Annotated in this window: 11 protein-coding genes; 5 read left to right on the top strand and 6 right to left on the bottom strand. The window is 63.0% G+C overall.

Translation table 11 applies throughout. The features are described 5' to 3' along the window. Positions 1–98: 98 nt before the first annotated feature. Entirely contained in the window at positions 99–926 is an 828-nt protein-coding gene (locus IU452_RS28010; RefSeq protein ID WP_195112184.1) for a DUF4365 domain-containing protein, read from the top strand. A 1,661-nt stretch (positions 927–2,587) separates the two neighbouring features. Here IU452_RS28010 and IU452_RS28005 read toward each other — a convergent pair. Then, on the bottom strand, positions 2,588–2,893 hold the full coding sequence (locus IU452_RS28005; protein ID WP_195112183.1) for an MTH1187 family thiamine-binding protein: 306 nt from the start codon (positions 2,891–2,893) through the stop codon (positions 2,588–2,590). Between the two features lie 78 nt (positions 2,894–2,971). Next, positions 2,972–4,303, bottom strand: a complete 1,332-nt coding sequence (locus IU452_RS28000) for a hypothetical protein (RefSeq protein WP_195112182.1) — start codon at positions 4,301–4,303, stop codon at positions 2,972–2,974. Between the two features lie 248 nt (positions 4,304–4,551). On the opposite strand from IU452_RS28000, the gene IU452_RS27995 reads away from it, so the two are divergent. From IU452_RS27995 to IU452_RS27980, 4 genes are all read left to right on the top strand, one after another. Further along, positions 4,552–4,953, top strand: coding sequence for a hypothetical protein (locus IU452_RS27995; RefSeq protein ID WP_195112181.1), 402 nt, complete (start codon positions 4,552–4,554; stop codon positions 4,951–4,953). A 568-nt stretch (positions 4,954–5,521) separates the two neighbouring features. Further along, entirely contained in the window at positions 5,522–5,695 is a 174-nt protein-coding gene (locus IU452_RS27990) for a hypothetical protein (RefSeq protein WP_195112180.1), read from the top strand. A gap of 48 nt (positions 5,696–5,743) precedes the next feature. Next, a complete protein-coding gene (locus tag IU452_RS27985; RefSeq protein ID WP_195112179.1) occupies positions 5,744–6,193 on the top strand; it encodes a hypothetical protein in 450 nt (149 codons plus the stop codon). Between the two features lie 4 nt (positions 6,194–6,197). Beyond that, on the top strand, positions 6,198–6,677 hold the full coding sequence (locus IU452_RS27980; protein ID WP_195112178.1) for a hypothetical protein: 480 nt from the start codon (positions 6,198–6,200) through the stop codon (positions 6,675–6,677). A gap of 44 nt (positions 6,678–6,721) precedes the next feature. Here the strand turns inward: IU452_RS27980 and IU452_RS27975 are convergent, their stop codons facing one another. The 4 genes from IU452_RS27975 to IU452_RS27960 all read right to left on the bottom strand — a co-directional run bounded on the left by IU452_RS27975 (position 6,722) and on the right by IU452_RS27960 (position 10,140). Further along, positions 6,722–7,486 (bottom strand): ESX secretion-associated protein EspG, encoded by a 765-nt coding sequence (locus IU452_RS27975; protein ID WP_195112177.1) that lies wholly within the window; start codon positions 7,484–7,486, stop codon positions 6,722–6,724. Beyond that, positions 7,487–8,983, bottom strand: a complete 1,497-nt coding sequence (locus tag IU452_RS27970) for a hypothetical protein (protein WP_195112176.1) — start codon at positions 8,981–8,983, stop codon at positions 7,487–7,489. A 138-nt stretch (positions 8,984–9,121) separates the two neighbouring features. After that, a complete protein-coding gene (locus IU452_RS27965; protein WP_195112175.1) occupies positions 9,122–9,730 on the bottom strand; it encodes a DUF3558 domain-containing protein in 609 nt (202 codons plus the stop codon). Beyond that, positions 9,727–10,140, bottom strand: a complete 414-nt coding sequence (locus IU452_RS27960) for a hypothetical protein (RefSeq protein ID WP_195112174.1) — start codon at positions 10,138–10,140, stop codon at positions 9,727–9,729. The genes IU452_RS27965 and IU452_RS27960 overlap by 4 nt, the downstream gene beginning before the upstream one ends. Positions 10,141–10,287: the final 147 nt, after the last annotated feature.

The raw sequence follows: 10,287 nt of genomic DNA, 5'->3' as shown, positions 1-10,287 counted from the left end.
TCTCCGCCGCGTCCGCTGATCTGTCGTAGTCGTCTCCTATGCTGTCGTCCGATTCGCGAGTGAGGTGTCAACCTGTGTAAGGAGATCCCTTGTCACCCATGCGACCTGAATCCCACGTCAATTCCGACATCTCGATCACTAAGCTGCACAGGGCCTTCCTGGCGGCCGGGTGGACTGTCGAGGAGGTGAGACGGGACTATGGCGAAGACCTACAAGTCCGCATCTTCGACCGCGGCGAGGCCACACCCTACAGGTTCTTCGTCCAGGCAAAGGCCATTACCGACGCCACACGGTCTCGGAGCAGAGACGGCAGGTATGTCTCCTACCCGATCGAACGCCACCATTTGGAGGCGTGGAACGGGTTCTCGGAGCCGGTAGTGCTGACCCTGTGGGATGTGGCCAGGGACCAGATCTATTGGGATATCGCCCAATCCCTTGAGTGGCCGCCGACGAGCACGAAAACGCGGAGTTGCACGATTCGGTTTCCAACCGACAATTTGCTCGACTCGGCTGGACTAGCTCGGATCCGGGCGCGCACGATCGGCCGGGCGCAGCGCCGTGAGATCGAACTGCAAGGCGTCGAAGTGTTGATCGAGAGGATCCACGAGTTGTTCGACGCTGCCGTCACCTTCGAGCCGCACGAGGGCAGGATTCGGATCGACCTCCCCAACGGGGAAGCCGACATCACCTACTTCGGGCGAAGATCTCAAGTCTTGCAAGAATTAATGAAACATACTGGATTAGCGGCGGAGGGTGCGGTTTTCATGCAGTATGCGATTTTGGAGGCTTTGGTCAGATATCTTGACAAGGGGAATCCGATTCCGTTGATAAAGGATGGCTCACTTGAATTACTGTCCGGAAATTCTGGTGAGGTTATCCGGCAACTCGTGCGAGCCGAGGAAATCGGCCCCACCTGTGGTGCCTAAAACCGTGTCTCACATGTGGGTGCGCAAGCGCGGCATCGCAGTACGTCATTCGGTAAATTCGCTTGGTTATTCGCGTATGAGGTCGACGACCGTCCGGTCGTTGATGCCCATACCTTCGACGTCAACGCTGTCGACCATGCTGCGGCGGGAGAGTTTGGCGGTACCGTAGCGGCCGCTCGCATTTCGGGCACAGTCCCTCAGCTTTGAGGGACTCCTCTTCGGTCTCCGTGCCGGGAATGATCGCGACCAACGACTTTCGGCATACCGCACCGTGCTGGTTGACGCGCCGCACTGGCGGTTGCTGCCGTGTCCATCCGACGTAATGCAATACCGCGCTGTCGGTGTCGGCGTCGCGGAGCTTTGTCGGCTCCCCGAAGCATGCGATATAAATATGCTGATCGTGCTCTCGGCACTCGTTCGCGCACGGGGCGCGAGCAAGCGGTGAACTGTCACCGTAGTCGTATTCGGCTGATGGACCGCTCTCCCGCGCGGGGAGCCGTGGGAGAGCGAAAACAGGCGCACCGCTCCAGGCGCGGTATGGGTCGGGTCCGTGAGCGGACAGGTCCCTGATCAAAGTTTCGAACCGCTCCCGGTTCGTCGCGCAGGACTCGAGGCGTTCTGTCCGGTCGAGGTACTGCGCTGTCGCAGCGGTCATTCTCGGCTCCCATTCAGGATCCTCGGACGATCTACATCTGCACCCTACGAAAAAGGCTGTGTCGCGCCCGTACGAGCCCTCGTAGGTAGCCACTCGCTGTTTGCAGAACCGGCACAAGAGGCCGCGCGGCCTCCGATCTGCTGCCCGTGTCGTCGTGTCGATCACCATCGCGTGGCAGCGCAGGCACACCATGCAACGCCCTTCGAGTAACTGCAGCACCTGGTCGAGCTGGCGCGGGTCGAGCCCGTGTCTCGACGCACGCTTCGCCAGAGTAGGTTGCGGTGTACCCAGCATGCATCCCCCGATGCAGCGCTCATGACTATCGATGTCGTCGGTCACAGCGTGGTCCTGTCGTCCCTGTTAGTTGCTGGCCATCAGCGTTGGTCTCAAATCAGTGGCATTTCCGCGTGCTCTGCGCCGATGTGGGCCCTATTCGATGCTCGGTGCCCGGCATATGACCCGTGGGGGGTGGCAGACCCCCACTACCTCGATAAAGGGATGGAGCTGGTGTGCGTCGCGGTCGCCACAGTCGCCGTGCACCGGCCGCCAGGACTGAGTATGGCGTGCGCACTCAACCGGCACCAGGGGAATGCAAGGGCTTCAGCCGCCGCAGCGGTGAATCGGGGCCTGAACGGCTGCCGTGCCCTTGCGATTGCGGCTGCCGAGAACGGTCACGACGCGGCGGAGCCGCTGATCGCGCCGAGCAGCGTGCCGATGAATCGGATGATCTCAAGCCAAATAGGCAGGCTGGCGCCGTAACTCATAACGAACCTCCCGACACGGGGTAGCTGAACAGGGAGCGACAGAACCCTCAGACCAGCGTGCGGCTGGTCTGAGGGTCCTGTTCGTGAAAACGTCAGCAGCGGAAGGGGATTAGGCACACTACTGGCGCGAACCCGACGTTAGCTGTCCACAATGGCCCTGTGCAAGGGCACCGAAGGCTAGCAGCGCCAAGCGAAACCGGCGATGCCGACCCGGGTCGGCGGTATTGGCTGTCGTCTGTCGGCTATCGATCATCCTGCTGTGCGAGGTAGCGCTCCACAGATTCGAGCTTCGAGTTGAGGGTGTCGGTATGGCCTGGACGCATGTCCGCCTTGATTACGATGCTGCAGCGGTTCGAGACCGCCATGACGGCGTCGGTGGCCTTCTTGATTACGCCGAAGACTTCGTCCCACTCGCCTTCGATCTCGGTGAAACTGGCGGCGGTCCGGCTGGGCAGCCCGCTTTCGCGGATGACGCGGACAGCTTCAGCTACCTCTCGGCCCACGTCTTCGCCGCGGCCCACCGGTGTGATTGAGAACGCTGCGAGCATTCGTTGCTCCTCCTCGTCTGATGGTGGTGTCTGATCATTCCCAATGTTGGGCTCGATGGGTGCGAATTCGTTCCAGCACTACAGGTTGCGCAGTAGATCACGGGTATTCCGGCGCAGTTCTCTTACCTTCGGCGTGTTCTTGATCCGAGGCGTCGCTGTCACCTTGTAGATACTTCGGATGTCACGGATGACTCGCACTGATGTCGTTCCCTGGGCTCTCTCGACGACAGCTTCGCCGAGGGCGACACCTTCATCGACATCGCCGCGTCTAAGTTGGAGGGCAGTCAGACGCGCCATGCTGAGCAGCCGCGACCGTGCGTGCTCATCCGAGAGCTGCATCGCCAACCTGAGACGCTCGATCGTGCGGGGCAGCTCTACACCCCGGGTGAACGCCAGCTCGAACAACCCTTGGGCAACGTCGGACGTGAGCAACTTCTCGTCGTAGTACGTTCTGAACCCTTCGTGCTGGGTGTCAGGGTGGTCCTCGCCCTGGGCCTCGAAGAAGAACTGTTCGGCCTCCCGAACAGCTCGGACACATTCGCGATGATTTCCTTGTTTGCCGAAGGCCCTCGCTTTCACGGCGGCGATGTCGGCCCGTCTGAGTAGGGACAGCTTGTCGGCTCGAATCGAGGCCATCCCCAGCTTGTCGAGGGCATCTTCAAAGTCGCCGCGGTAGATGGACTGACGCGCCATGCACGTGAGTATTGCGGCACGTATCCACCACTCGCCGTTGTCCTGGACGAGATGCCACCCCTGTTCGAAGTCGCTCCTGGCATTCACGTGCTCACCGCGGTCGTAGCGCGCCCACCCTACGACGCGGAAGAAGGTGGCGACTGCTGTCCTCAGTGCTCGCTCGACCTCAGGAGACATTTGGGCGTCGAGATAGGTTTCTGCGACACGGAGTTGGGCGGCCATGCCCTCAGCGATGCTGAGCCCAGCGTCGTCAGCTTGGCGGAACAACGCGGCCCACGCTTTGACACGATCCACATGCTCCCAGCCCACACGACTCGGGGCGGTTCGCTCGACCGGCTGGACTGCCGCCTCGCGAAGATGCTGGGGCAGCGCCGCAACGACTGGCATCGCTACTACCCCGCGAAGGAACTCCTGCCGGCGCACATCGATCTCCTGTCGGTTCTCAGGATCCAAGTTACGCGGCGCGCGGGGGTTGAAAAAACCAAGATCAGCGGGCGTGCAGTCGAACAGCTGGCAGAGGGCGTCGCGGTAGGGCTTGTGCGGCCACGTGTGGTTTCCGCGCAGCAACTTCCGGATCGACTCATCGGTGTACGTGCCAGTGTGACCGGTAACGGCTTCGACGCGCTCGTTGATCAGCTCCGCGACACGAGCCTGCGTCCAACCTGAGTCGCCGATCCGCTGAGCGAGCTGGAGGTTCGGAACTCGCTCTCGTGTCACCGAGTACACCTCCGTTGGTCGAATCTGTGTCCTAATGACTGTGACTACAAACCGTGCCGTTTGTCTACCCCTCGATTTTTTTTGAAACGACCCCGCGTTTTCGAAACTCGAGTAACCCCGCGTCTTCCAATCGCAAAGTCGCGGATGGAAAGCCAGTTTTTCGCCCTGTCTGACCTCAATGTTGCCGTGCAAGCCTCGAAGTGCGATGTAGTCGAGATTGTCGGCTGATAGCCCGATAGGAGTGCCAGGTGATCCTTCGCGAAGCAGGGCCTGTGACATTGGCCTGGGTACTGACCAATTGGCTCGAAAAAGCAAAATCGACGCTGGAGGATGTCGCCTACCGCAGCGTGCAGGACCGAGTAAGAGATGTCTTGATTCCTCGGTTGGGATGCCTCGAGGTCCAAGACCTATCGGGTGGGTGTCCGATCGGACCGGAAGTGCTGGGTTCTTCGGCGTCCGATGTCGCCATCGCTCAGGCAGCTTTCGATCACGACATCGTTGCTATGGCTCTGGAGCAGGCCGTCACCGAAGGCGCCATCTCATCGAATCCTCTTGCGGACGAGGCCATTCGGCCGCAGATCGACAGTCGCGGCATGGTCCCTGCAGAGATGATGCTCGCCAGCAATCGAAGAGGCGAGGTGGTGAGGTGACGGCCACGGCGAATCCGGCGGCTCACCAGTACCCCGCGCACCCGATGTCTGCGGTTCAAATGCACCGTGAACTGCGGAGTGAGCTGCACGCCGAGTGCACATTCGAGAGCTGCGAGATGAAGCGCGGTTGTTGGCTCGACCTGATCAGGCTTGGACACCTTCACCCGTACGACTCACCGGATGAATGCCCGACTTGTACACGCGGAGCGCGGTGATCATGAACAGTGAACCCCAGCAACAGATTCCGCCCGACGGACCGTGGATTAGGCTATCGATGTGTCTGGCCGCCAAAGTCGATAAAGACACCGGCCACCTCGCCGAGGTAGCGTGCCCGTCCTTGCTTTGTCAGGCGTGGGCTCCGCTGGTCGACGGAAGGATCGCCGATCACGACCGTACGGTGCCAGGCTTGCCTTTCGGTCCATGCCCGTGGATCGGTGTCCGAGTAGTCGACGATATTTCCAACACGACGCCGCATCGGCTCACACCGCCCGCATCAGGATCGGTGAGCGGGTGAATCGGCATGTGCGGCAACGGGACTTCACCGGCTCCCTCCGAGATGGATGTGCACTTGTCCGTGTCCCTGCACGGGATGCGGTTCGACTTCGCCGCATGTGTCAGCGCGGCAACGGTTTTCGTGCAGGACTGGCGGGCCAAGCACTGGCCGGACGCGGTGAACGTGATAACTGATGACCCGCACGGGCTTCCGCGCCTGCCGAACGAGCGGCTGTATCTGGAGCCGTAGAACCTGCCGAAGCCTGTACTTCGGCTGATCCTTCCCTGTGAGGAAATCATGGCTGCTACCACCGATTCTGCTCATGTGTGCTGTGCCCGGTACCGGGATGACCACGGTCTCGACGTAACTATCGACGCACACGGTCACATCGTTCTTCACGCAGGCGCCGTCGATGCCATTCAGATGCCGGAACAACTGGCCGAGCAGGTGCAGGCCGAGCTGCGAAACCGCGCGATTGCCACCCCCGCGATTCTGCACACCGGCACCCGCTACCGAACGTTCCTCAGCCACGGTGCCGGTCGGGACGAGCGCCCGGTTCGGATGTTCGGCAGCCTCTACCGTTACCAGGCCATTCGGACGGTCACCGGATCGCTGGTCATGCTGCCCGGCCCGGCCGACACGGTGCGGATCTGGCTCGAGGAACCCGACGGCACCCAACGACCGGAATTCGAAACGTTGGTCGCGGTCACCCTGGACGCGGCGAAGCGCCTCCCGAAAGGGGTCTGAGGCGATGGCCGATACGTCGAACGATGGGATAGACGAGTCCTCAGCACGGGCGGGCGGGCAGCCGCATGGGCCGATCCATCCGGAGCACGGCACCGACGGGTGGGAGCTGCGGGGCATTGCGGGCCAGGACTGGCTGGTCAAGGACTACCCCCGCTGCCTCGGGCGCATCCGCCCCACGACACCGAACACTTGTGCATGGACGATCAGCGGCATGGATGGACGGATGCTTCGAGAGGCGTCGTCCAGATCGGTCGATGACGCCAAGTCCCAAGCCGACGCGTGGGTCTCCCTTTTCAAACCCGCGTGTGGCAATGAAGGCTTGGACGAGTGGATCGCCAAGATGGTGACCGCCGCCGAACTCGCCGGGTACACGCTGCATCCCGATTCGGATCCACCACACCGGCTGCTGTGGCGGCGCATCGAGGACGAGTCGAGTGACGCACCGGTGGTGTGGGTGGACGAGCCACCGGAACACCTTCGGTGACCGTCCTGGTTGCCGGGGCCGAAGCCCTTGCGCCGGAGCCTGTTTCAGAGGTGGTGCAGGGCTGCGCGGCGGTGCAGTTCTCGGGCGATCACTTCTTCGGTCGCGGGCGTGACCACGGTGTCGTTGTCGTCTACGGCGATCAGGTAACGTCCGCCCGCGGAATGGTTGTCGCGGATGTCGATCCAGTTCAGGTAGACCGGCGGGGACGGGTTCCTGCTGTGCAGGTAGCGCTCGATGCACAGGTGCCCCTCGGCGACACGCGGCGCCCGCAGCAGCAGGCGGATCCGCTCCTCGACCGGTCGACGGCCCTCATCATCGGGACGCCACGATGCGGGCGGTTGCTCGCCGCGTACGCGCGGGGTGTAGCCCACCATCTGTCCGGCTGCGCCGGGCTGCGCGGGCGGCATCGTCGCCGCCAGGTGCCGACCGAGGTTGCGGCGCTGGGCGACCACAAGCTTGATATCGCCGCCGAAATCGGCGGAGGGACCGGATTTCTGGAACAGGATCACGCCGAGATCGGCGTGGGCGGCGGCCAGCGACCGCACCCGTTTCACCGAGTCGTGAAACTTGCCGGTGCAGATCAACCGCAGATCCGGTTTGACCAGAACACGCAACGGCCACGTGAGGTCCGGGTCACCACGATGCGGGTACCGGGCACTGATCTCCGCGCGCCGCCGCGCGTACTCGTCAGGGGGAGCAGGTGTTTCGAGAATACTGATTGGGTACGGGTATTCCCCCGCCAGCCCGGTCTCGGCCCACACCCACGCGAATTCGTCGGGAGTGAAGTCCCACACTGTTTGCGTCCGCACTCAGCGCCCTGTCTCCTGCGCGGGATTGTCGTATCGGATCGGTACCCCGGTCCCGGTGCGTGGCGGCTCGGGCGGACGGTATCCGGCATCGCCGGGAGGTGGTGTATCCGCGCCGGAACCGGTTGCGGCGGTGCTGGTCGGCTGTGCTGGGGTGTTCGAGTCCGGGGCCTTCCAGGTCGCGTAGTCGGCGCCGATCGCCTGGGTCAGCGCGGGCGGTAGATCGGCCAGTTCCGGCTGGACCTGCTTGAGATAATCCGGTACCGGTTTGGTCCGCTCGTCGTCCTCCTCCTTACGCCTGCCAGGTGCACCGGGCACCATCGGACCCATCGGACCACCAGGCCCCATCCCGGCAGCACGCGCGGCCGCAGCCGTCGGCCCGGCACCGGTCGATCCCTGGCCGGGCACGCCCGGACGCGATGTCCCCTGCCCGCCCCGACCTGAGCCCGCGCCCGATCCACCTTGGCCGCCGAATCCTGGGTACCGACCACCAGCACCAGCACCCTCACCAACGCCGCCGGGACCACCGACACCGGCCGCAGTCACACCCGCTGGAGACGTCGACGCACCACCCAGTCCCGGTTGGCCGGGCGCACCGGCTCCAGCCATGCCCGGCGCGTTGCCACTCGCGCTGGACGGTGCGGTCGATGCGGGATCGACATCAGCGGGCGTCGTCTGAGCCTGCTGAGGATCCTGCGCGCCAGGCTGTGACGAATCACCGGGGGCACCACCCCCGGTACTGCCACTGCCCGAGCCGACACCACCCGACGAGATCCCTTGGTCCCCAACGCCTGGGCCGCCGTCGCCACCACCCACCTGCGGTGGCGGCACGAACGCGGGCACGTTCTCGCCGGACGGTGGACAGATAGGAAGATAGATCCGGTTGACCGCATCGACGGCCATTCTGTAGGCCGCCCTGGAGGCTTCGTTGTCGGCGCGGTCCTTCGCCCCGCTCGTCAGGTTCGGCAGCACCGACTCGTTCGGGTTGTCCGGGTTCGGTGCAGTCGGCGTGGGTGGAGGCGGCACCGCCGCAGCAAAGGCGATCGCCGCGTTGTGCATCGCATCCAGCCGGAAAGCCGCCGATTCCGCAACCTGCCCCATCTGCTCGCCCCCACCCGCGAACCGCATCGCTGCCTGATGCGCGGCTTCGCCGGATACGCCTTCCCACCGGCCCTGCAGCGCACGGTTCACACCCATCCTGTGCAGCTGGAACAAGCTCGTGATGCCGATCGACGACTGCGCCCAAGCATGTACCAGCTTCCCCAGCGCCTCCCTATCGATGCTCTGGGCGGCCTGGTAGATCTGCTGATGGGTCATGGTCTCCGGAGGAGGCTCCGGATTCGTCACGTACGGAGGATCGACATCGCTCCGACCGATCCGCTGATCGTTCTCGCGCGCGCTCCGCTGCTGTGTAACCGCTTTCTGGGAGACGGCGTCGATCGCGCCGCCGAACAGGATGTTTCCGATCGCGGGGTTCTGAGGAGTGTTGTCACCGGTCACGCCGCCACCCCGGCTCGGTTGTAGGTCTCGGCGGACCACTTATCCTGCTGCGCATCGAATCCCCCTTCAGCCGCTGACCGGACCGTAGCACGTATGCGCTTCGGACGACCACCTTCAGCCCGATGCCCCGAAGCCGGCCTACTTCTTCGGGAGGTCTTGCTGTACTGTCTCGGCAAGCTGGCGGATCCGCTCACATGAATTGCCGGTTGCACGTGCGGGGTTCAAATACAGTTGCAAGCTGACCACACCGACCGGGGATTCCATCTCCAGATAGCACGTCGTGCCGAGTCCTCCTTTGGTCAAGAGGTGTCTAACAGCGTCATGACCTGCGATCTTGATGTTTTCGGCTGTGTCCTGGAATCGGCTACGGTCCTCGGCAAGGGTGATGTTGGTGGCGCTGATGTTCAGCGTCCAAGCCGTCCAACCTTCAGGGGTTTTCTGGTCGAAGTCACAGCCGACAAATGTGTACGTGTCGGCAGACAGGTCGTTTCGCTTCCGAGTCGCTGGATCGAATCCCAGCTTTGCAATCGTAGAATCGCCGATATCTACGCACGGGTCGAATGTCACGACGGGGCGGCCGGTATCGTTCCGTTGCGGAGACGGGGGCGCCACAGATACGGCCACGCTCGGGCGGGTGGTTGTCGTCGGTGCGGTCGACTCCTGGTGGCCGTTGGAATGGCTGCCACCGCACGCGCTGAGCGCCAGGGTCGTCAGTGCGATGGGGGCAGCGATCCGTACAGTGTTCACCGTGCCGAGTTCTCCGTTCCGACCGTTTGGGCGATGATTTGAAGCGCCTGGGTGTTCTTCGCTTCCGCTTCCGTAATTTTCCCTGCGGAGATCAGGTATGCCTCCTGTAGGCGCATCGCTCCCTCGATGAAGTGAGCGAGAACAGCGGCGAATTCATTGGCCTTCTTGGAAAACCCTTGCGCCAGCTGTTGAGTCGAGGGGAATCCACCGAATCCCCCGATATAAGCAATGCTTTGAATGTTCTTCATTTCGTTCTGTAGACCCTCGATGAGCACGTCGTACACCCGGACCACCTCGTCGACCACCTGTGGGTCGAACAGAAAGTGACCGCTTTGCGCTGCGGCAACCGCCTGCTGTTTGAAGGCGGCGATGTCGGCTTGCCCATAGTCGATATTGACGTTCTGCGCCACGGTGGCCCCCTCGAGAGTGTCTCCTGGTCTGAGAGGCTACCAGCAGCGGAGCGCGATGACGGGCTGTCCTCGTAGGGTGAGTGGGCTTCATCGGCCATGAGATGTCTCGGGGCTTCTGTCGGTGACGGTGAGCTCGCCGCCCGCCCC

The organism is Nocardia transvalensis (assembly GCF_015477765.1).
In the GTDB taxonomy this organism is placed as follows: domain Bacteria; phylum Actinomycetota; class Actinomycetes; order Mycobacteriales; family Mycobacteriaceae; genus Nocardia; species Nocardia transvalensis_A.
The sequence above is the reverse complement of the archived record's forward strand: the minus strand, read 5'-3'. Positions and strand labels throughout refer to the sequence as shown.